Annotated in this window: 20 protein-coding genes and 1 pseudogene; 11 read left to right on the top strand and 10 right to left on the bottom strand. The window is 64.1% G+C overall.

The window, feature by feature from the left end; all coding sequences use genetic code 11:
- Positions 1-570: 3-hydroxybutyrate dehydrogenase (locus tag BT264_RS34310; protein WP_072445378.1), on the top strand; the 570-nt coding region annotated here is incomplete at its 5' end.
- A gap of 49 nt (positions 571-619) precedes the next feature.
- Here BT264_RS34310 and BT264_RS34305 read toward each other — a convergent pair.
- Positions 620-760: pseudogene (locus BT264_RS34305) on the bottom strand (RNA-guided endonuclease TnpB family protein); the annotation flags it as partial.
- A gap of 86 nt (positions 761-846) precedes the next feature.
- Between BT264_RS34305 and BT264_RS34300 the strand changes: the two are divergent.
- Positions 847-2061: a patatin-like phospholipase family protein gene (locus BT264_RS34300; RefSeq protein WP_072444994.1), complete on the top strand. Its 1215-nt coding sequence runs from the start codon at positions 847-849 to the stop codon at positions 2059-2061.
- 67 nt (positions 2062-2128) lie between these two features.
- Positions 2129-2593, top strand: a complete 465-nt coding sequence (locus tag BT264_RS34295; protein ID WP_072444992.1) for a hypothetical protein — start codon at positions 2129-2131, stop codon at positions 2591-2593.
- Positions 2594-2662: 69 nt separating this feature from the next.
- On the opposite strand, the gene BT264_RS34290 is transcribed toward BT264_RS34295, so the two are convergent.
- A complete protein-coding gene (locus BT264_RS34290; RefSeq protein WP_072444990.1) occupies positions 2663-3547 on the bottom strand; it encodes a LysR family transcriptional regulator in 885 nt (294 codons plus the stop codon).
- A gap of 121 nt (positions 3548-3668) precedes the next feature.
- On the opposite strand from BT264_RS34290, the gene argC reads away from it, so the two are divergent.
- Positions 3669-4607 carry an N-acetyl-gamma-glutamyl-phosphate reductase gene (argC, locus tag BT264_RS34285; RefSeq protein ID WP_072444988.1) on the top strand — a complete coding sequence of 313 codons (939 nt, stop codon included), beginning with the start codon at positions 3669-3671 and terminating at the stop codon, positions 4605-4607.
- 109 nt (positions 4608-4716) lie between these two features.
- Here argC and BT264_RS34280 read toward each other — a convergent pair whose 3' ends face one another.
- Entirely contained in the window at positions 4717-5640 is a 924-nt protein-coding gene (locus tag BT264_RS34280; protein WP_072444986.1) for a LysR substrate-binding domain-containing protein, read from the bottom strand.
- Positions 5641-5756: 116 nt separating this feature from the next.
- On the opposite strand from BT264_RS34280, the gene BT264_RS34275 reads away from it, so the two are divergent.
- Positions 5757-6842: a tartrate dehydrogenase gene (locus tag BT264_RS34275; RefSeq protein WP_072444984.1), complete on the top strand. Its 1086-nt coding sequence runs from the start codon at positions 5757-5759 to the stop codon at positions 6840-6842.
- Between the two features lie 481 nt (positions 6843-7323).
- On the opposite strand, the gene BT264_RS34270 is transcribed toward BT264_RS34275, so the two are convergent.
- Together BT264_RS34270 and BT264_RS34265 are read right to left on the bottom strand one after the other, a co-directional pair.
- A complete protein-coding gene (locus tag BT264_RS34270) occupies positions 7324-7803 on the bottom strand; it encodes a nuclear transport factor 2 family protein (protein WP_072444982.1) in 480 nt (159 codons plus the stop codon).
- Between the two features lie 65 nt (positions 7804-7868).
- Complete coding sequence (locus BT264_RS34265) at positions 7869-8474, bottom strand: TetR/AcrR family transcriptional regulator (protein ID WP_072444980.1); 606 nt, start codon at positions 8472-8474, stop codon at positions 7869-7871.
- A gap of 182 nt (positions 8475-8656) precedes the next feature.
- On the opposite strand from BT264_RS34265, the gene BT264_RS34260 reads away from it, so the two are divergent.
- Positions 8657-9295 (top strand): GNAT family N-acetyltransferase, encoded by a 639-nt coding sequence (locus tag BT264_RS34260; protein WP_072444978.1) that lies wholly within the window; start codon positions 8657-8659, stop codon positions 9293-9295.
- Complete coding sequence (locus tag BT264_RS34255) at positions 9292-9708, top strand: hypothetical protein (protein WP_072444976.1); 417 nt, start codon at positions 9292-9294, stop codon at positions 9706-9708. Before BT264_RS34260 ends, BT264_RS34255 begins: the two co-directional genes overlap by 4 nt.
- A 386-nt stretch (positions 9709-10094) precedes the next feature.
- On the opposite strand, the gene tdh is transcribed toward BT264_RS34255, so the two are convergent.
- Both tdh and BT264_RS34245 read right to left on the bottom strand, forming a co-directional pair.
- A complete protein-coding gene (gene tdh / locus BT264_RS34250; protein ID WP_047902093.1) occupies positions 10095-11123 on the bottom strand; it encodes an L-threonine 3-dehydrogenase in 1029 nt (342 codons plus the stop codon).
- 13 nt (positions 11124-11136) lie between these two features.
- Complete coding sequence (locus tag BT264_RS34245) at positions 11137-12336, bottom strand: glycine C-acetyltransferase (RefSeq protein WP_072444974.1); 1200 nt, start codon at positions 12334-12336, stop codon at positions 11137-11139.
- Between the two features lie 161 nt (positions 12337-12497).
- Between BT264_RS34245 and BT264_RS34240 the strand changes: the two genes are divergently transcribed.
- The 3 genes from BT264_RS34240 (at position 12498) to BT264_RS34230 (ending at position 14744) form a co-directional block, all read left to right on the top strand.
- The gene (locus tag BT264_RS34240; protein ID WP_072444972.1) at positions 12498-13109 is read left to right on the top strand and encodes a helix-turn-helix domain-containing protein; all 612 of its coding nucleotides are present in this window, start codon (positions 12498-12500) and stop codon (positions 13107-13109) included.
- 130 nt (positions 13110-13239) lie between these two features.
- Positions 13240-13617, top strand: a complete 378-nt coding sequence (locus BT264_RS34235; protein WP_072444970.1) for a DUF2471 family protein — start codon at positions 13240-13242, stop codon at positions 13615-13617.
- A 101-nt stretch (positions 13618-13718) separates the two neighbouring features.
- Positions 13719-14744: a tyrosine-type recombinase/integrase gene (locus tag BT264_RS34230; RefSeq protein WP_072444968.1), complete on the top strand. Its 1026-nt coding sequence runs from the start codon at positions 13719-13721 to the stop codon at positions 14742-14744.
- Between the two features lie 137 nt (positions 14745-14881).
- On the opposite strand, the gene BT264_RS34225 is transcribed toward BT264_RS34230, so the two are convergent.
- Positions 14882-16063 carry a DNA-binding protein gene (locus tag BT264_RS34225; protein WP_072444966.1) on the bottom strand — a complete coding sequence of 394 codons (1182 nt, stop codon included), beginning with the start codon at positions 16061-16063 and terminating at the stop codon, positions 14882-14884.
- Between the two features lie 1822 nt (positions 16064-17885).
- On the opposite strand from BT264_RS34225, the gene BT264_RS34215 reads away from it, so the two are divergent.
- Positions 17886-19253, top strand: coding sequence for a replication initiation protein (locus BT264_RS34215; RefSeq protein WP_072444964.1), 1368 nt, complete (start codon positions 17886-17888; stop codon positions 19251-19253).
- A gap of 85 nt (positions 19254-19338) precedes the next feature.
- Here BT264_RS34215 and BT264_RS34210 read toward each other — a convergent pair whose 3' ends face one another.
- Both BT264_RS34210 and parA read right to left on the bottom strand, forming a co-directional pair.
- Positions 19339-20400 carry a ParB/RepB/Spo0J family partition protein gene (locus tag BT264_RS34210; protein WP_072444962.1) on the bottom strand — a complete coding sequence of 354 codons (1062 nt, stop codon included), beginning with the start codon at positions 20398-20400 and terminating at the stop codon, positions 19339-19341.
- A 23-nt stretch (positions 20401-20423) separates the two neighbouring features.
- The gene (parA, locus tag BT264_RS34205) at positions 20424-21086 is read right to left on the bottom strand and encodes a ParA family partition ATPase (protein WP_034181507.1); all 663 of its coding nucleotides are present in this window, start codon (positions 21084-21086) and stop codon (positions 20424-20426) included.
- Positions 21087-21590: the final 504 nt, after the last annotated feature.

Here is a 21590-nt window from a genome sequence, read left to right as displayed (position 1 = left end):
GGCATCGACAAGGTCGCCGAAACGTTCGGCTCGGTCGACATCCTCGTGTCGAACGCGGGCATCCAGATCGTCAACCCGATCGAGAACTACGCGTTCTCCGACTGGAAGAAGATGCAGGCGATCCACGTCGACGGCGCATTCCTGACGACGAAGGCTGCGCTCAAGCACATGTACAAGGACGATCGCGGCGGCGTCGTGATCTACATGGGTTCGGTGCACTCGCACGAAGCGTCGCCGCTGAAGTCGGCATACGTGACGGCCAAGCACGGCCTGCTCGGCCTCGCACGCGTGCTCGCGAAGGAAGGCGCGAAGCACAACGTGCGCTCGCACGTCGTGTGTCCGGGCTTCGTGCGCACGCCGCTGGTCGACAAGCAGATTCCGGAGCAGGCGAAGGAGCTCGGGATCAGCGAAGAGGAAGTGGTGAAGAAGGTGATGCTCGGCAACACGGTCGACGGCGTGTTCACGACGGTGCAGGACGTCGCGCAGACGGTGCTGTTCCTGTCGGCGTTCCCGAGCGCTGCGTTGACGGGCCAGTCGTTCGTCGTCAGTCACGGCTGGTTCATGCAGTAACGTCCTCGCCTCCCTAAAGGGAGGCGATTCCCACACCTGGCGAAACACGTCCGCATCGGAACTTCCTGTTCCGCTTGAGCGTGTGCTTCCATGTGTCGTTGCAGAAGTTCCAGACGTAGTTCACCGCACGGCTCTGCTTGTTCAGGAGTCCGTTGAGCGACTTCACGCGATAGCGGTAGACAAGGATCATGCTGGTCATTCTAACGATGGAATGCCGTCTGTCGACGTCACTCCTTTCCTCTCCGCCATCGATGGCGGGATTTCTCGGAGCAACTGATGAAACCGCATGCCCGTACAGAAAAGCAGGCCGTCGATGAGACGGACCTGCACGAAGCCGGCGCGCCGACCGCTGCGCGGTCATTGCCGTACGAAACGATCGCGCTCGTCCTGCAGGGCGGCGGCGCGCTCGGCGCGTATCAGGCCGGCGTGTTCGAAGGGCTGCACGAGGCGGGCATTCCGCTCGACTGGATCGCGGGCATCTCGATCGGCGCGCTCAACACCGCGCTGATCGCCGGCAATGCGCCCGAGCATCGCGTCGAGCGGCTGCGCGAGTTCTGGGAAACGATCTGCCAGCCGGCGTTCTTTCCGGCGATTCCGGCCGCGTTCGAATTCGCGCTGTTCAACAGCATCGACCAGATCCGCACGTTCTTCACCGCGTCGCAGGCTGCAAGCGCGATGATGCAGGGCCAGCAGGGCTTCTTCTCGCCGCGCTTCCCGCCGCCGCTGCCGGGCGTATCCGACCATCCGGAAAAGATCAGCTGGTACGACACGTCGGCACTGCGCACGACGCTGCTGAAGCTATGCGACTTCGACCGGATCAATTCGGGCGAGACGCGCATATCGGTTGGCGCGGTCAATGTCGGCACCGGCAACTTCGTGTACTTCGACAACACGCGCATCCGTCTCGCGCCCGAGCATTTCATGGCGTCCGGCGCGCTGCCGCCCGCGTTCCCGCCGGTCGAGATCGACGGCGAGTATTACTGGGACGGCGGTGTCGTGTCGAACACGCCGCTGATGGAAGTGCTCCGCGCACGGCCGCGCAGCGACACGCTCGCGTTCCAGGTCGATCTGTGGAGCGCACGCGGGCCGCTGCCGCGCACGATGGCCGACGTCGCAGAACGCACGAAGGACGTGCAGTATTCGAGCCGCACGCGTTTCGTCACCGATACGCTGCAGCGCGAACAGCGCTACCGCAACGTGCTGCGCCACGTGCTCGAGCAGGTGCCGGAAGAGCAGCGCAAGAGCGACCCGTGGTGCGTCGAAGCCGACGCGATGTCGAGCGGGAAGAAGTACAACATCCAGCACCTGATCTATCAGCAGAAGGCGTACGAGCATCACTACAAGGACTATCAGTTCGGTCTGTCGACGATGCGCGACCACTGGTCCGCGGGCCTCGACGACATCCGCAAGACGCTCGCGGTGAAGGACGGCCTCGCGCTGCCCAACAACGACGCGGGCTTCGTGACGCACGACATTCACCGTCGCCGGTGATGCCGTGTGCGACGGATCGGTGCGTTGCATGCGCCGGTCCGTCCTCTTCTCCGATCTCCGATTCGACATGCCGATTTTCATCGCACTGTTCGCGCTCATCGCTATTGGATGGGGCGCGGTTCACCTGTTTCACGTCATCGCCGCGCAGTTCGGCCAGCCGGTCGCGATCGCGGCCGCCGTGCTCGCCGCCGCGGTCCTGATCGCGCTGGCCGCGTGGTGGATCAAGCGCCGCCGCGACATCGCTCCGAATACCAGGGAAGAAGGCTGGACGCATATCGTGCATCGCGCGTGGGGCGAGTTGCGCCTGTCCGCGACGCAAGGGCTGCTGTGGCTGTCGCACGACGGCGCGGACGGTCGTTATACGCTGTCGCAGCTCGAAGTCTGCCGGGTCGCGCCGATCGGCGGCCGCTGGCATCTCGTCGTGCGCGTGCGCGACGCGGTGCGCAGCGAATGGAAGCTGCCGATGACGGACAAGCGCGATGCGCAGCGCTGGGCGCGTGTGCTGACGCTGGCGAAGGACAACCGGCTCTGAAACGGCGCGCGGCGGATGCGCATGTGCGCCCGGCACGAACCGCCGCGCCGGCTATCCGCATTCCACGCGCTATCGCGCCTTCAGCGCCCACAGCGCATCGAGCACGTGCTGCGTCGCCCGCTCGACCGGTCCCGCCCGATGGGCGATCCCCAGTTCCCGCCACAACGCCGGTCGCAGCGCGCGCATGACGATGCGCGCATCCGGCAGCGGCGCTCCAGCCTCGTGCGGGAGTAGCGTCGCGCCATAACCTGCGGCGACCAGGCTCTTGATCGCATCGTTGTAGTTGAGTTCGATCCGCGGCTCGGGCCGATGGCCGCCGAGCGCAAACCATTCCGTCGTGAGTCGCGACAGGCGTGTGGTCGCATCGTTGAGAATCAGCGGACGCGCGGCCAGATAGGCCGGTGTCACGCGAGCCGGAAGCCGCCAGTCCGCGGGCAGGAAGGCCATCACCGGATCGCGCCGCCATGCGCGGATCGACAACCCCGCGACCGGCGCCTGCGGCAACGCGACCAGCCCGACGTCGAGCGTGCCCTGCGCAACGCGTGCCAGCGTGTCGTGCGACGTGAGCACCGCGATCTGGACGTCGATGTCCGGATGCTGTTCGCGCAGCCGCGCCACTGCCTGCGGCAACAGGTGCGCGATCGCCCCGGTCGATGCGCCGAGGCGCACCCGTCCGGTCAACCCCTGCACCTGTCGCTGCACGTCGTCCAGCGTGGATTCGACCTCGGCCAGCAGACTGCGCGCCCGCTCCACCAGCACTTCGCCAATAGCCGACGGCCGCACGTTTCCGCGCGTGCGGGACAGCAGCGGCGCACCGACGCGACTTTCCAGCTCGGCGACATGAAGACTGACGGTCGGCGGCGCGAGATGAAGCAATTGCGCCGCCGCCACAAAGGATCCCTGATCCGCGATCGCGACCAGCGTGCGCAGGCGGTCCAGACTGATCTCGCGCATCACACACCTCTCGTTCAGAAATGCTGAATCAGATGGTCAGTAAATTCAACTTTTCCTATTCTAGGCGTTCGATGGACGATACGGTTTTCCCCGACGACCGAGCGCAAGGAACGCGACCATCATGAGCTTCCCCACTGTCTACATCGACGGCGATCAAGGCACGACCGGACTGCAGATTCACGAGCGCCTGCGCGAGCGCACCGACTTGCGGCTCGTCACGCTGCCGGATGCCGAGCGCAAGGATCCGGTACGGCGCGCCGACGCAATCAACGCCTGCGATATCGCAATTCTGTGCCTGCCCGACGCGGCCGCGCGCGAAGCGGTCGGCTTCATCCGGAATCCCGAGGTACGCGTGATCGACGCGAGTTCGGCCCATCGCACGGAACCGGAATGGGTCTACGGCTTTCCCGAGATGGTCGATGGGCACGCGCAGAAAATTGCGCACGCGCGGCGCGTCACCAATCCGGGCTGCTACCCGACCGGTGCGATCGGCCTGTTGCGACCGCTGCAACAGGCCGGCCTGCTGCCGCGCGACTACCCGGTGAGTATCCATGCCGTCTCCGGTTACTCGGGCGGAGGGCGAACCGCCATCGACGCATTCGAATCGGACGGCGCCGCGCACACGAAGCCGCTGCAGGTCTATGGCCTCGCACTCGCGCACAAGCACGTGCCCGAAATCCAGCAGCATGCCGGTCTCGCGCACCGGCCGCTGTTCGTGCCGGCTTATGGCGCCTATCGGCAAGGCATCGTGCTGACCGTGCCGATCGAGCTGCGCCTGCTCCCGGCCGGCGTGACCGGTGAGCAGCTGCATGCGTGTCTCGCGCACCACTACGCCGGCGCGCGTCACGTCGACGTCACGCCGCTCGCGGACGCGCGCGCGATCACGCATCTCGATCCGCAAGCGCTGAACGGCACCAATGACCTGCGGCTCGGCGTGTTCGTCAATGCCGATCACGGTCAGGTGCTCCTGTCCGCCGTGTTCGACAATCTCGGCAAAGGGGCATCCGGCGCAGCCGTGCAGAATCTCGACCTGATGCTCGGTGCGTCGAGCGCGGCGTAAGCCTCCCGCGGGCACCGTCGAAGGCCTGCGCGGCAGGCCGATCAGCGTCGCGTGCGGCGATGCGTCGGTGCCTGCGCACGCCCCCGTAAAAGCTCACCTTTAGCCGAATTCAGGCCGCATCGTCACCCGCTGCGGCATTCAGGCCGGCCAGCGTCTCCACCAGAAAATCCACGCACACGCGCACTTTCGCCGACGCCGCGACGCGTTCCGGATAAACCGCCCAGATGTTCGCGGGCTGGATCGCGTCCGGCAGCACGCGGCACAACGCGCCGCGTTCGATCAGCGGCCCGGCTTCCCAGATCGAACGCAACACGATCCCGCGCCCGGCCAGCGCCCATTGCACGGCCACCTCGCCATGGTTCGTCGACAGCGCGCCGCCGACCTTCACCGTGGCCGTTTCTCCGCGCACGTTCAGCCGCCACACCCCGAACGGGTGATCGCGCTCCTTGATCGCGAGACAGTCGTGCGACGCGAGATCCGCGAGCGAACGCGGCGCGCCGCGTCGCGCGAGATAGTCGGGCGACGCGCACAGCACGCGGTAGTTCGCGGCGAGGCGGCGCGCGATCAGGTGATCGGAGATCTCGTCGCCGATGCGCACGTCGAGGTCATAGCCTTCGCCCGCGACGTCGACGAGCCGGTCGAACAGATCGAGCCGCACGTTCAGTTGCGGATAGCGTGCCGAGAAGTCGAGCAGCGCCGGCGCGACGACGTGCCGGCCGAAGCCGAAGCTGCTCGAAATGCGCAGCGTGCCGCGCGGCACCGTGCGCGTCGTCGACACGTCCTCGACGAGATGATCGACGTCGTCGAGAATCTTCTCGGCGCGCGCGAACACGCGTTCGCCGGCCTCCGTGACCGTCACGCGGCGCGTCGACCGATGCAGCAGGCGCGTGCCGAGTTGCGCCTCGAGCAGCGCGATGCGCTTGCTGACATAGGCGGGCGACACCGCAAGCTGCTCGGCGGCCGCGCTGAAGCTCGTCAGACGGACGACCAGGCTGAACACGCGCAGATCGTCGAGGTTCGGTGATTTATTCACGATTCGTGGAAAGTCGATTAACCTTTCGTGCGATTTTAATCCGAATGGAAATAAATAAAATGGCGTGACGTGCCACTGCATCCCCGGCAGCAGGCCGACCAGCCAAGGAGCTTTGCATGACCGACAGGACTTACAGAATTGCCGTGATCCCCGGCGACGGCATCGGCCGTGAAGTGATGCCCGAGGGCCTGCGCGCGCTCGACGCCGTGACCGCGCGCTTCGGCATCCGCTTCGATTTCGTGCAGATCGACTGGGCGAGCTGCGACTACTACGCGCAGCACGGCCAGATGATGCCGGACGACTGGAAGGCGCAACTGTCGGGCATGGACGCGATCCTGTTCGGCGCCGTCGGCTGGCCCGCAACGGTGCCCGATCACATTTCGCTATGGGGCTCGCTGCTGAAATTCCGCCGCGAGTTCGACCAGTACATCAACCTGCGGCCCGCGCGCCTGTTCGACGGCGTACCGTCGCCGCTCGCCGGCCGCCGCCCGGGCGACATCGATTTCATGATCGTGCGCGAGAACACCGAGGGCGAATATTCGTCGGTCGGCGGCACGATGTTCGAAGGCACCGACCGCGAAGTCGTGATGCAGCAGTCGATCTTCACGCGTCACGGCACCGAGCGCGTGCTGAAATTCGCGTTCGAGCTCGCGCAGCGGCGCGCGAAGCGTCTCACCGTCGCGACGAAGAGCAACGGCATCGCGATCAGCATGCCGTGGTGGGACGCGCGCGCGGCCGAGATGGCCGAACGCTATCCCGAAATCGCCGTCGACAAGCAGCACATCGACATCCTGTGCGCGCGCTTCGTGCTGCAGCCGGACCGCTTCGACGTCGTCGTCGCGTCGAACCTGTTCGGCGACATCCTGTCGGATCTCGGGCCGGCCTGTACGGGCACGATCGGCATCGCGCCGTCGGCGAACCTCAACCCGGACCGCACGTTTCCGTCGCTGTTCGAACCCGTGCACGGTTCCGCGCCCGACATCGCGGGGCAGTACATCGCAAATCCGGTCGCGATGATCTGGTCGGCGGCGATGATGCTCGACTTCCTCGGCAACGGCGCGGGCCGCGAACGCGAAGCGCACGACGCGATCGTCGCCGCGATCGAGGACGTACTGCGCGCCGGGCCGCATACGCGCGATCTCGGCGGCAACGCGGGGACGCAGGAAGTGGGCGAGGCGATCGCCGCGCGGATCGCAGGCTGACGGTCGGGCCCGGCGCGAGCGATCGCGCCTGGAAACGACTGCATGAATCAACTTGCGGTGAGCAACATACGATGCCGCCGCGCACCCGTGCAGGTTCCGATGCGTGCGCGGTGAATTCGAGCGGTGAGTAACGACACACCGCAGCGCGCACTGCTTGCAGTGTCTGTCGTCGAAATCGGTTCGATCGGTGAGTGGTATATCACGTTCACGCACACCGATCGCCAACCACTGTCGAAACAGTTCGATCGGTGAGATGCATCCCGTCGTGATGCACACCGTTGCGCGTCGATACGTGCATCAGGCGACATGTCCGTTTTGCGCGGGGGTGATGCCGCATCGTTCCGCGCGAAGCACACCGTTCGACGCGACATGTCACGTGGTCCCGAAAAATCTCACCTTCAGCGCATCGGCTCCCGAATTTCCTCACCATCGGACTCGGATGATACGTTCGCCGATCCGCTGAACAGGCCCGTCGAGAACTTCACAGCCCGAGATCGGACAACCCTGGATGATCGTCCGGACGGCGGCCGAGCGGCCAGTGATAAAGACGGTCCGCCTCGCGAATCGGCAGGTCGTTGATGCACGCGTGACGATGCGCCATCAGCCCGTTTTCATCGAACTCCCAGTTTTCGTTGCCGTACGAACGGAACCAGTTGCCTGCATCGTCATGCCATTCGTACGCAAAGCGCACCGCGATGCGATTGCCGCCGAATGCCCACAGCTCCTTGATCAACCGGTAGTCGAGCTCGCGCGTCCATTTCCGCTGCAGCAGCCCCACGATCTCGTCGCGGCCGGTCACGAATTCCGCGCGATTGCGCCATCGGCTTTGCGGCGTGTAGGCGAGCGACACGCGCTGCGGATCGCGCGTGTTCCACGCATCCTCGGCTGCACGCACCTTCTGGCGTGCCGATTCGAGCGTAAAGGGCGGAACGGGCGGACGGACTTCGGGGGAAGCGGACATGGATTTGCTCCTGTTCAGGGTTCTGGCCGCGGACACCCGCGGCCGGTTCGGATTCGCTGCATCGACTACCGCGAAACGGTGTCGAGCAGCAGTTCGGCCGTCGCGCGCGCATCGCGCGCGGCGTTGGCATCGCCGCTGACGAGCGCCACGCCGATCGCGCCGTCGATCAGCACGAGCCACTGACGCGCAAGGCGCGCGAGCCCGCGGCGCTCGATTCCCGTTGCGTCGGCGTACGCATCGAACCGCTCGCGCACGAATGCCAGCAAGCGCGCCTTGTGCATACGCGCGACGACGCGCACGGGATCGTCGGCGTCGGGAATCTCGCCCGACGCGTTCAGGAACGCGCAGCCATGAAAGTCGGGCTGCCCGAACCAGTCGCGCAGCACGTCGAACATGCCGAGCAACTGCGCGCGCGGCGCATTGCCGCGCGCATGGGTTGCATCGACGAACCAGCGCATCCAGCGCTCGTCGCGGCGTTCGAGCGCGGCGACCACCAGCGCCTCTTTCGATTCGAACTGCGAATAAAAGCTCTTTCGTGCCGCTCCGGACCGCTTCACGATCGCGTCGACCCCCGTTGCGTGGATGCCGCCCGAATAGATCAGCGCTTCGGCCGCATCGAGCAGTCGGTCGCGAACGCCCGGTTCGCCGGAAGTATCGTGTCGTGTGTTCATGCGTTTACGGTAGAACGATCGTTCTCCGTCGTCAACTCCTGCGTGAAATGGCCATATCGGCGAAAGGGCTGAATCGCGGCCTGGCCGCGCGACGCGGCCCGCCGCGTTTACGACATTTTTTCTTGAAGCGGATGCGTGACGCTCACTACACTTCGGTCACCCTGTCTGGGCGAAAGGACATCATGCAGCGACCGGAATCCGCGCGCCCCGCGCGCGCTTATGCGGCTTATGCCAAACGGCTCGACGGCCGCGTCGTCGTGCGGCGCTTCGATCCGCGCAGCGATTCGTACGACGCGCTGACCGCGCTGCTGCACCGCGCGTTCGCGGCGCTCGGCGCGCTGGGCTTCAACTGCCCGTGCGCCGATCAGCCGGCATCGGCGACACGCGAACGTGTGCTTACCGGCGAGTGTTTCGTCGCGCTCGGCAACGCACATCTGGTCGCGACGATGACGATGCATTCGCACGATCCCGATTCGCGCTGCGATCCGTATCGCAGCCGGCACGTCGCAACGCTCGGCCAGCTGGCCGTCGATCCCGTCTGGCAGCAACGCGGCATCGGCCGCTCGCTGCTCGCGTTCGCGCAACGGCGGGCGGCCGCGCGCGGCGCGACGCACCTCGCGCTCGACGCGCCGTACGCAGCGGTCCGGCTCATCGATTTCTATCGTCGCGAAGGATTTCAACCGGTCGACGTGATGCGTTTTCCGGGACACAACTACGACAGCGCGATCCTGTGCAAATCCGTCGGCGTCGCGAACGACCGCATGCGTGCCTGCGACACGGCGCAGATCGACGTTGCGCGGCAAGCCGGTGCGGCGTCATGAAACACGAAGTGCAGAAGCATGATGGCGATGACGATCGCGCGCAGTTCGCCGTCAGGCAGGCACGCGTGCGTGCGGCGCTGCGACTGCGCGGCGTGATGAAGCTGACGATCGTCACGATCGCGGCCGCGCATGCGCTGACGTTCGCGTTCGAAGGCCTGCTCGTCGCCGCCGGCTTCGCGCCGGAAGCTGCGACATTGCTGCTGTTCCGCTTCGTGACCTGTGCGCTCGTCAGCTTCTGGCTGCAAGCCGATGCGTTGCACGCCTGTCGGTACGCGGCGCAGCACGGGTTCGTCACGGTTTCCGGCACGCACGGCGATCTGATCGACGTTGCGCCGCAGTGCCCGAAGCGCTGGCTCGTCGTGTTGCATCTCCAGCTCGAACCGCGATGGTTAAAGGGTGAACAGAACAGGTAGCGATCCGCGCACCGCTCGATGCGGATTGCGTTGTGGATGAGTGAGTCGGAACGAGGTTCAGCAGCTCACGATTGACGTCCCGGTCCGGCACGGCATCGCACGCGGTGTGTAGCGAGCGATCGCCCGACAAGCGAAGCAGGGAAGCATGCGGAAGAGGAAAAACAGGCGCCGAATGGCGTGATGGGGGAAAGCGGTGTGAGGGCTGACAGGTGAAGCGAACGTGCAATTGCGATTCACCGATGTGCGATCGCGTCGCGATTCGACGCGCAAACACAGCTCCCGAATAATCTCACCTCAAGCCCGGATTCGCGCGTTCCGATCTCGACGACACACGTGCAAACGACAGCGGGGCAGGCGGCGAACGAGCCGCGCTGCCCCTTCGGCACTCAGGCCGTCCAGTCGAGAATCACCTTGCCGCTTTCGCCGGACAGCATCGCGGCGAAGCCTTTCTCGTAATCGTCGGCCGCAAAGCGATGCGTGATGATCGGCGACAGGTCGAGGCCGCTCTGCAGCATCGCGACCATCTTGTACCAGGTCTCGAACATCTCGCGGCCATAGATGCCCTTGATCTCGAGCCCCTTGAAGATCACCTGGTTCCAGTCGATCGCCGTCTGCGCGGGCGGGATGCCGAGCAGCGCGACCTTGCCGCCGTGATTCATCGCCTCGAGCATGCTCGTGAACGCGCTTGGCACGCCCGACATCTCGAGGCCGACGTCGAAGCCTTCGGTCATGTGCAGGTCGGCCATCACGTCGCGCAGCGACTCGCGTGCGACGTTGACCGCGCGCGTCGCGCCCATCTTGCGCGCGAGTTCCAGCCGGTAGTCGTTGATGTCGGTAATGACGACGTTGCGCGCGCCGACGTGCTTCGCGATCGCGACGGCCATGATGCCGATCGGGCCCGCGCCGGTGATCAGCACGTCTTCGCCGACGAGGTTGAACGACAGCGCCGTGTGCGTCGCGTTGCCGAACGGATCGAAGATCGACGCGAGATCGTCGGAGATCTCGGGCGGAATCTTGAACGCGTTGAACGCCGGAATCGCCAGATACTCGGCGAACGCGCCTTCGCGGTTCACGCCGACGCCGACCGTGTTGCGGCACAGATGCCGGCGCCCCGCGCGACAGTTGCGGCAGAAGCCGCACGTGATGTGGCCTTCGCCGGACACGCGATCGCCGATCGCGAAACCGCGCACTTCCTGCCCCATCTCGACGATCTCGCCGACATATTCGTGACCGACGTGCATCGGCACGGGAATCGTCTTCTGCGCCCAGTCGTCCCACTTCCAGATATGGATGTCGGTGCCGCAGATCGCCGTGCGGCGGATCTTGATCAGCACGTCGTTGTGGCCGACTTCGGGGCGCTTCACGCGCGTAAGCGTGAGGCCGGGGCCGCGCTCGAGCTTTGCCAGTGCTTTCATGGTCGCGCCTCCGTCAGACGATGCCGAGCGACTTGCCGACGCGCACGAACGCGGCAACCGCCTGGTCGATCTGTTCGGGCGTATGCGCGGCGCTCATCTGCGTGCGGATGCGTGCGCGGCCGCGCGGCACGACGGGGAACGAGAAGCCGATCACGTAGACGCCTTCGCCGAGCAGCTTGTCGGCCATGTTCGTCGCGAGCTGCGCGTCGCCGAGCATCACCGGGATGATCGGATGCGCACCGGGCACGAGCGTGAAGCCCGCTTCGGTCATCTGCTCGCGAAAACGCGCGCCGTTCTCGCGCACGCGCTCACGCAGCTTCGCGCCTTCGTCGCTGCCGAGCAGTTCCAGCACCTTCAGCGATGCCGCGGCGATGCTCGGCGTGAGCGTGTTCGAGAACAGATACGGGCGCGAGCGCTGGCGCAGCAGTTCGACGACCTCGCGGCGCGCGGCGACGTAGCCGCCCGATGCGCCGCCGAGCGCCTTGCCGAGCGTGCCCGTGATGATGTCGACGCGGCCTTCGACGCCGCAATGCTCGGGCGTGCCGCGGCCGTGCGCGCCGATGAAGCCGACCGCGTGGGAATCGTCGACCATCACGAGCGCGCCGTAACGATCGGCGAGATCGCAGATGCCTTTCAGGTCGGCGATGATGCCGTCCATCGAGAACACGCCGTCGGTCGCGATCAGCTTGTGGCGCGCGCCCGCCGCATCGGCTTCCTTGAGCTTCGCCTCGAGATCGGACAGGTCGTTGTTCCGGTAGCGGAAGCGCTTCGCCTTGCACAGGCGGATGCCGTCGATGATGCTCGCGTGGTTCAGCTCGTCGCTGATCACCGCGTCGTTCTCGTCGAGCAGCGTCTCGAACAGCCCGCCGTTCGCATCGAAACAGCTCGAATAGAGGATGCTGTCCTCGGTGCCGAGAAACGCGGCCAGCGCGCTTTCCAGTTGCTTGTGCACGGTTTGCGTGCCGCAGATGAAGCGCACCGATGCCATGCCGAAGCCGTCCTGGTCGAGGCCGGCTTTCGCCGCGTCGATCAGGCGCGGATCGTTCGCCAGACCCAGATAGTTGTTCGCACAGAAATTGAGCACGCCGGCACCGCCGGCAAGCCGCACGGCCGCCGCCTGGGGACTCGCGATCTCGCGCTCGGTCTTGTAAAAACCGTCCGCGCGGATCTGGTCGAGCGTCCCGCGCACCTGGGCGAGAAAGGCATCACGCATCGCAAAGCTCCTGACAGGGATTCGCATTCCGCGGCGCGTCGCTCGTGGCGGCGGCGCAACGGCCTGCTACTGTTATAGTCGGTCGTTCGGTTGACCGCATTTATCCGATATTCCGAACTGGAATTCGAAATACCGAACAACTCTAAGCGAACGGAATCCAAATGGCAAGTTCCTCCGGATCGCGGCGCCCGCCTGCCGGCGCCGCATCGCAGCCGCCGGCCGCCACGCCGCCGCGTGTTGGCGAGCAGATCCAGCGACTGCGCAACGAGCGCAAGCTGACGCTCGACGACCTGTCGCGCGCGGCCGGCGTATCGAAATCGATGCTCTCCGAGATCGAGCGCGACAAGGCCAACCCGACGATCGCCGTCGCCTGGCGGCTGACCAACGCGCTCGGCATCACGCTCGACGAGCTGTTCTCGCAGCCGAAGGCGCCGGAGACGATCCGTGTAGACGGCCCGCACGACATTCCGACGCTCGCCGGGCACGACGGCCGGTACCAGTTGCGTGTGTGGGGCCCGATCGATCTCGCCGGCAAGTTCGAGTGGTACGAGCTGACGCTGCCGGGCGGCGGCGCACTCGTATCGAACGCGCACGAACCCGGCACGCGCGAGCACCTCACCGTGCTGCAGGGCGCGATGGAAATCGAAGCCGCATCGGCCAGCCGACGCCTGAAGGCCGGCGACACCGCGCGCTACCCGGCCGACGAGCCGCACGCGATCCGCAATCCCGGCAAGGCCGAAGCGCGGGCACTGCTGATCGTGATACATCGCTGACGGCGCGTATAGCTGGCCAAAGAGCCAGTTGCGGAAAGTACTGTATGTTTGTACAGTATATGGACATTCCGCCATGCATGGGCCGGAGCCGGCGCACGGAGGCGCCCGCCCCGGTCGACAGGAGCCTGCGATGACAGAAGAACAAGATTTGGCCGCGCTCAGCTTCAAGGCTGCCGCACACGACCTCGAGCTGATCGTTCGCCATATTGCCGGGCGCTATATACGTCAGCGCGTCCCGCTGACGTGGCGCCTGCTGCACGCGATCGAAGCCGAGGCACTCGCCGATCTCGGCTTTGCCAGCCGGCACGAGGCCGGTATGCGCCAATTGTTCGAACGGCCGTCGGACATGGCGTTTCCCGAAACGGACGATCCGATCGACTTCGGGCGCTCGAATGCGCTGCCTGCCGTCTTTTCGTTCGCGGTTCTCGCATACGAAGCGGCGGCAACGTCGCATGACACGGCGCCCCGCGAGCGCGCTCATCGCCTGTCCAAGGCGTGGGGCGACTGACTGCCAACCCAGGCCGCCGCGCATGGCGGCCTGTCCAGCCTCTTGCTGCCCGAGACGTTGCGGAAAGGGCTACCATATACGCAACTAACGGAATGAATAACATGCCCCCTCCCACCTCTCCCGACACCCCGGCCCGCCCGGAAGAGAAGGATCTGTTCGACCGTGGCGCATCCGACTGGATCGTGTCACCCGAAGCCGCATTCGATGCGTGGCTGGCCATGCAGGACTATCGCCGCTCGTCGGCCGATGTCTATCGCGCACAATGGGGCGCGTTTCTCACGTGGATGCGCGCGCATCAGAAGAATCTGGCAACGGTCGATACGGCGACGATCGCGAACTTCGTCGGCGAATTGCCGATCCGGAAAACCCAGCGATTGCGCTATCTGCGGCTGATCGAGCGTGTACTCGACCACATCCGGCGCACCGAGTATGCGTCGACCAACCCGGCCCGTTTCATTGCTCAGGATGGCGAAGCGAACTGGCGCAAGGCGCGCGACAATGAGCCGACCGGTTTCCTGACGCCGGCCGAACGCGCGACGTTGCTCGCGTATCTGTTTTCGCCGATCGGCGTGTCCGGTTCCGCGTACTGGAAAGAGCGGCGCGACCGCGCGCTCGTGGCCGCGTTTCTCGGTGCCGGCATTAAAACCGGCGAAGCGCGTGCGCTTACGATTAGTTGCGTCAATACGAGCGGAACATCGCTGCAGATCCAGTCGGCGCATCCGGCTTACGCGCGCGAAACCCATCTGGCGTCATTCGCGATCGCGCTGCTCGAAGCGTGGCTCATAGAGCGCAAGCGCCAGGAAATTCCGGGCGAGCTCGTGTTCCCTGCGTCGCATGCCGGGCGACCGATGCACAAGGCGACGATGCTGCGCGCCATCGATGCGATCGTCGAATCGGCCGGGCTCACGTCGTCGCGCACCGCGCGCGCGAGCCCGCAGACGCTGCGCAATACCTACGCGGCCGAACTGTTCGAAAATGACGCGCCGCCCGAACGAGTCGGCAAATGGCTGGGCTTCATGCGGCCGATCTCGTCGAACCGCCTGCATCGCGCATGGAAAAACTGGCGCGATGGCCTGACCGACAGCAACGGCGACGGTGACGCGTCCGACAGCGACGAAACTCACTGATCCGGAAACGGCTGCTTCCGCGACACGATCCGTGAGCAGCCTTGCGCGGCGCAGCCTCACCGTTTCACAGCTCCCGAAAAACCTCACCTCAAGCGCCCCGGATCGTCTCACCTGTGCAGGTGCCGTCGATCTTCTGGTCAGGTGTGCGCAAAACGCGCGATAGCTTCAAATCGGGACGGCCATGCGCCCGAAGCGTGCTCGCATTCCGGGCATGCCACTTCAAAACCCTCATCGCTCTGCGACAGCTCCGGTTCGCCGTCGCAACGCGGGCACTGGGCCGGCACCGGAATCTCTTGATCCAGCGACGTACCGATCGCGGCAAACGCTTCCGCATCCAGTTGCCCCGCATCGGCCAGGCGCCGGATCAGCGCGGCAATTTCCGGATTCATCCCGCGGCTCGCGCGCAACGAACTCGCGTCGCGCGTCGCACGTTCCAGTTCGTCGCTCTGGCTGCGCAACTGTTCTTCGAGCCGGTCGGCGCGTGCCTTGGCCGAGCTCAGTTGCTGAAGGAAATCGAATTCCTTGCGCTGGACGTCGCGTAAACCGCTCTGGTAGGTCGACGCCATGCTGCGCAGCGAGTCCAGCTCGACCAGCATCGGCTTGACGCGGCGTTCTGCTTCGGCCACCGCGTCCTTGATTTGCTGGGCGTAGTGCTCGGTGCGCTGCTGCAATTCGGCTTGCAGCGCATCGATGCGGTCGCGCAGCACGGCGTTTTGCGCCTGTTCGGCGTCGACGCGGCCCGCGGCGACGGCCAATTCCTTCTCCAGTCGAGCGACTGTGGTGAGCAACGTCGCTTCGCTTGCCGAACCGTGCGTCGTCTGTGATGCGAGCTGAACCTCGAGTTCGGTCACGCGCGCCTGCAGTTGCTCGTTCCGGGCTTCGCCGCGCGCGAGCGCGCTTTCGAGCGTCTCATGGCGGACGGTTGCATCGCGCAACCGCTGTTCGGCATCGGCAATGCCGGCACGAACCTCCTCGCGGTCGCCATCGAGACTGTCGCGTGCCGCTTTCAACGCTTCTTCATAAAGCGCGCCGAGCAGCGCACCGGCTTTTTCCTCGACGGCCTTCGGAATTGCCGCACCGTCGAGCCTGATCTTCGACGCAGAACGGATACGCTCCCAGAAATGATCGATGTCTTTCGGGATGTCGCTGGCGCTGCCGGTTTGGGTGAGATCGCGGACGTTGGCGGCGGACGGCCGGATACCGAGATCGAAGAACAGGCGCTTGCACGCATGCAATGACAATTCCTGGCGCCGCGCACCGCTTGCACGCAGCGATTCCAGTTCGTCCCGAATGACTTGGCGCATTTCGTCCAGGGTCATGGCAGAGCTCGTAGACATTGAAATGTGGCAATCATAACGGAATACGTATCTATTGATACCTGTTTTAGGTCGACGTTGTTAATTTACGTCGCTTCGCACAGAAATCGGGTCTGTGAGCTTATCTGGACGAACGTGATCCAGAATTCCGTGAAACAAAGCGAAGAAAGTCAGCCAAGTCTTTGTAATGTCAGCGTTTTCCTGCAGACCCCGAAAATCGGCGTTTGTTTCACATGACGGCGGATACGATTCCCTGTGGGTGTTCAGGGTTTGGGGTCTCTGTGGAAAACTCGTCAGCCGATGTCTTGAGAGTATTAGAAGTAAACACCCTTGAACCCTTAGTTAAAAACGTTAACGCCATGGCACAGCCTTATGTAGCAAGGCTTCCCGGCCGACAAGGTGAAGTTTTACGGGAGCCAAGGTGACCTTCTGCGGGAGCTGACGTGATGGGGTTCAGGGAACTGCGTGAGCCGTTGCAGGAAAGGTCGTGAGCGGATTCGGGATCACAGTGAAACACGAGATTTCCCAAAGGTGAGGGTTTTCGGGGCCTCACAGCCACAGAACCCGCGCTGTGCCTGACTGCACAGTTTTCTGCCTGTGCAGACATAGGTGAGAATTTGCGGGATCCTCTTCGCGCCCCGATTCTGCCCATCTTTTAGGCAATTTTGGCAAAAGGTGAGGTTTCACGGGACTCCACGGGAATTTGGTGTGAGGATTTCCGGGAAACGAATGCCATTTTGCACAGCAAAAGTGCTCTCCGGGGCCTGTGATGCACTAAAGGTGAGGCTTTTCGGGAGGGAAATCCGGGTTTTCCTGCTCCGATCACGCTAAGGTGAGCTTTTTCGGGGCATGGATCACAGGCTGTGGTCGTGGTCACAGGTGAGCATTTTCGGGAACGGTATTTGCTCGAAAAATGGTCAAAGGTGAGGCTTTTCGGGACCAGTGAGCGGTCGGATTCGCCGAAAAGCCCGCCAGGACTGGAGGAAATCTCGTTTTTGCTGTGCCCCTTTTTGGCACAGGTGAGAATTTTCGGGGGCTGACATGCGGTTGTCGTATGAAGGACTCCCGTCGACAGGTGAGGCTTTTCGGGGGATGTCTGCCGGGCACAGCCAAATGCTTTCTGTGCATAAGTATCGGAAGGCATTGGAGTTTTTGATACCGCGACAGTTACGGTGAGGTTTTTCGGGAGTCGTTCCCGTGGCCGTTGCCGTGCCGCATTTTTTCAATGAGGTGAGCGTTTTCGGGACGCCCCGGTAGCCAATCCCGCGTGTGCCGGACATTCGGCGGCATCGAGACTAAAGGACAAGCTGTGCTCAAGGTGAGTATTTTCGGGACCTGACTCGATTTGGGCGCTGTACAATGCGCGCCCGGGCCGGCAAAGCAGGTCCGATCGGATGGTGCGGGCCGGTTTCGACGGCGCGTTTCCGGGTGCCGGATGCGATTATGGGCTCCCGACGAGCCGTGCCTGTACATGCATACAGCCCGATGCGGCGCGATCCGGGACGTTCCGTGAGGTGCGATCGCGACCCTGTGGCGAACTCACGGATGTGCAGTCGCAAAATTGCGACAAATCGAAAGGTGAGCCGATACGGGAGCGAGTTTCGCACGTGTCATGCACAGGGGAAATTCTGTGAATCGGCGCATCCCGCGGCACGTCTGGACGAGTCTGGAGCGCCGCAATTCCGGACCGGTGAGCGTTTTCGGGAGCGGTTGGGGTGAGTGCCATTTAGCACGCGCGCTTCACCGGCTATGGTGAGCATGTCGTTCTGGACGCACATCACCGCAGGCGCTATCCTTCCGGAAAACTTCTCCTCCGACCCGACGTATGGCCACGACGAAGCGCGCCAAGAAAACCGATGTGGATGTGGTGAGTGCCAGTTCGGCCGAGTTGCGCAAGGCCGTCGAGGCGATCGCAATTCAGCCGAAGAGCGGCAAGATCACACTCCTGACCCGCAAGCTGTTCAACGTCCTGCTGGCCGTCGCGCAGCAGGCCGACGATTCGGGCGATACGTATCGCGCGCTGCTGTCGGATATCGTCGCAAACTCCGCCTTCGATTCGAACGACACCGCGCTGGTGAAGGAACACCTGCGCCGCATGGTGTCGGTGCAGGTCGAATGGAGTACGGGGACGTCGAGCCAGAAGCCGGGCCGCAAGTGGGGGATCTCGACGCTGATCGCCGACGCGGAAATTCTCGAGGATCCGGCGACCCGCCGCGTGTGGGTCGAATTCTCGTTCGCGCCGAAGATCAAGAAAAAGCTGCTCGACCCGGTCCAGTATGCGCGCCTGAGCCTGCAGTTCCAGAGCCAGCTGCGCAGCAGTGCCGGCCTCGCGCTCTACGAGATCTGCGTGCGCTATCTGACGAATCCGAGCCACCTGACGATGCGCGAGCCGTGGGAATGGTGGCGGCCGATCCTGTCGGGCACGCCCGACACCGAAGCTGGCGACGAGGCGAAGCGCGAGTACAAGTACTTCAAGCGCGACTATCTGCGTCCGGCGATCGCGGAAGTCAACGCGGTCACCAACATCTTCGTCGAGCTGATCGAGCACCGTGAAGGGCGCCGGGTCGCGGAGATCCAGTTCCGCGTGACCGAGCGCAAGCAGCCGATGCTCGCGCTCGACGAACACCCGAACGTGTTCGACAGCACGCTGGTCGACCGGATGGTGAAACTCGGGATCCCGCTGAAGGAAGCGCAGACGCTCTACGCGGACAGCGAAGAGAACCGGATTCGCGCCGCACTGCAGATGACCGAGCAGCGGATGCGCAGCACGACGCTGCCGCCGGTGCGCAGCGCGCCGGCGCTGTTCAAGGACGCGCTGAAGAAGGGTTATGCGCCGCCGGTCGAGTCGGTCGACGCGCTGCCTGCCGGCACGCCGTCCGCGAAGGTTGCAGCGGCGCAGCCGGACGATCTGAAGGCGCGCCTGCTGAGCGAATTCTCGGCGTTCCGTCGCAAGGAAGCGAAGGTGCTGTACGAGGAGCAGGGGGACGCCGAACGCGAAGTGGCCCGCGAGTCGTTCGAGTCGGAGGCGCTGCCGACGATGGGCACGCATCTGCGCGACGACTGGCGCAAGCGCGGCCTCGATTCCAAGCTGGCCGAGACGGCCTTTTTCGACTGGCTGGCCCAGAAGACCTGGGGCGAGCCGACGGACGGCGACCTGCTGTCGTTCACGCTGAACCAGTCGCGGGCCGCCTGAGGCCCACTCAGGCCCGCTGACGGGCCGGCCGGCTGCTCGGCCGGACGGGCCCGGCGTCTTCACCAGGCCTTGCCGGCCGCTTCCATCACTCCGACAACAGCATCCGCTCGAGCTGCTCGAGGATCGCGTCGCGCTTGTCCTTCGGGAGGCCGCGCAGGCGCAATTCGATGCGGTCTTCGCCATACGACTTCAGGTCGCCGACCGACTTGCCGCCGAGCTTGATCTCGAGACGCTGCGCGTAGCGCTGACGGCCCGCGGCCTTCGGCGTTTCTTGCGCGGCGACGCGGCCCTTGACGATGTCCGACACCTGGCGCGTGCTGAGATCGTCCGACACGATCTTGTTGATCAGCCGCAGCGTGGCCTCGGTGCCGCGCGCATTGTGATAGCGGCCGACCTGATACGCCATGTTCGAACCGAAGCGATCGGGACGCGCGACCATTTCCTGCATGATGGCTTCCGGCAACTTGCCGATCGACAGCGCGACGGCCACCGTCGACTCGTCGAGGCCGAGATGCTCGGAGAGTTCCTTCTGGCTCTGGAAATGCTTGTCGTCGAGGAAGCGGCGCCACACGACGGCGTTGTCGAACACCGTCTGCGAATCGCGCTGGACGTTCAGATCGTAGCCGAGCTTGTAGCTCTGGATACCGATCGGCACGTCGATCACGATCGCCTTCACCGATTCCTTGTTTGCTTCCTTCAGCGCCCGCACGCGACGGCCGCCGTCGCTGACGAAATACGTGCCCGGATTGTCGTAATCCGGAATCACGTGGATCGCCTGCTGCTGCCCTTGCTTCGCGAGGTTGACCGCGAGTTCGGCAATCGACGACTTCAGATAGAAGTGCCGCGGATTGAACGGGCTATGCTTGATCGCCTTCAGCGACAGCTCGATCACCTGCCCCGGGGCATAGCGGTTCTCGAGGCGCCATGCGCGATATTGCTGCGATTCGTCGATCGACGGATCGAGCGTGAGTTCGGGAGCGGGCGGCAGCGCGATGTCTTTCTTCGCGGATTTGGTCGGTGCCGCGGCGGGCGTCTCGGACTTGACGATGCCGTCAATCGCATTGAGCCGATCGAGCGCCGTGCGCTTCTCGCTCGTCGTGATATCCGGGCGCGCTTGGAATCCTTTTGCAAATTGGGAAGGTTTCATGTGACTCCTTTGTGCGCATAAAGTCAGGGCAGCATGGCGACGATTTCGTCGGCACATGCGCGAATTTCGGCGGCGGCGAGCTTGCCGCCGCGATCGTTCATCTGCAGCACGGTCTGACCGAGCGCCATCGCCTGCTTGTACGCTTCCCGCGTCGGGATCTGCGTTTTCAGCAACGGGAAGCCGAGCTCTTCGAGCGCGCGCTTGAGCTCGCGGGTCAGCATGCGCTTCTCTTCGGTCTTGTTCAGCAGGAATACCGCGCGGAGGTCTTCGTTCATGACCTGTGCCTGCTGGATCAGCTTGACCAGCCCGACGCTCGACCAGTAATCGGCCGGCGACGACGAAGTCGGGATCACCGCAATCGATGCGGCCAGCAGGACAACGCCGGATACCTTCTCGGTGATCGACGGCGGACAGTCCACGACGATGATGTCGTAGTCGTTGATGAACTTCTTGATCTCGCGATGGATCTGGCCGTCGGCTTCGGCAAGGTTGACGACCGGAAACGGAATGCCGGTGTCGCTGTCGCCGGATGCACTCGACCAGTGAACCAGGGTGTTTTGACGGTCTGCGTCGATGACGAGGATGCGCTTCCCTTTCTCATGGAACGCGGCGCCGAGGTGCATGGCAATCGTGCTTTTGCCGACACCACCTTTTTGTTGAGTGACTGCAATGATTTCCGCGGCCAATTTTCACTCCTATTTTGGTCGTTGGAATTCTACAGGACGATATTTATATTTCAATGAAATTGTCGTTCGACAACTACGCGTTAGCCATTCGGGCTATCGGTTTATGCGCATAAACGAACCGGCGATGATCGGACGGCGTGGCTGATGTCCGCGGACGTCGATGAACCGCGCGATGGTTGCGTCGTCACAAAGTGCATCGTCGGTACGCGCAGCGGGTTGCCGGCGATATCGAAGTGGGCTGCCCTTTCGGGTGACGGTGGTGGATGGTCGCCTGCGGCCTGGCGAGTTTGTGCGCATAAACTCTGTCGCGACCGGGGAGGCCAACCATGTAGCAGGACAGTCGCTCATTGCCGAGCGCGGGCGTGATCCTATTCGCCCAGGCCAGATATGCAGCTCGGTAGGCGCGCCATTGAGCCTATGGGCATCGGCATCACGCCATACCGAGCCGCAACGTTTATGCGCATAAACCGCGGTCTATGGATGGCGAGTGCCGAGCGATCATGT

This window comes from Burkholderia sp. NFPP32, from assembly GCF_900119325.1.
GTDB lineage: Bacteria > Pseudomonadota > Gammaproteobacteria > Burkholderiales > Burkholderiaceae > Burkholderia > Burkholderia pyrrocinia_C.
Note: the sequence above shows the minus strand (reverse complement) of the source record. Positions and strands in the feature narration are given on the sequence as shown.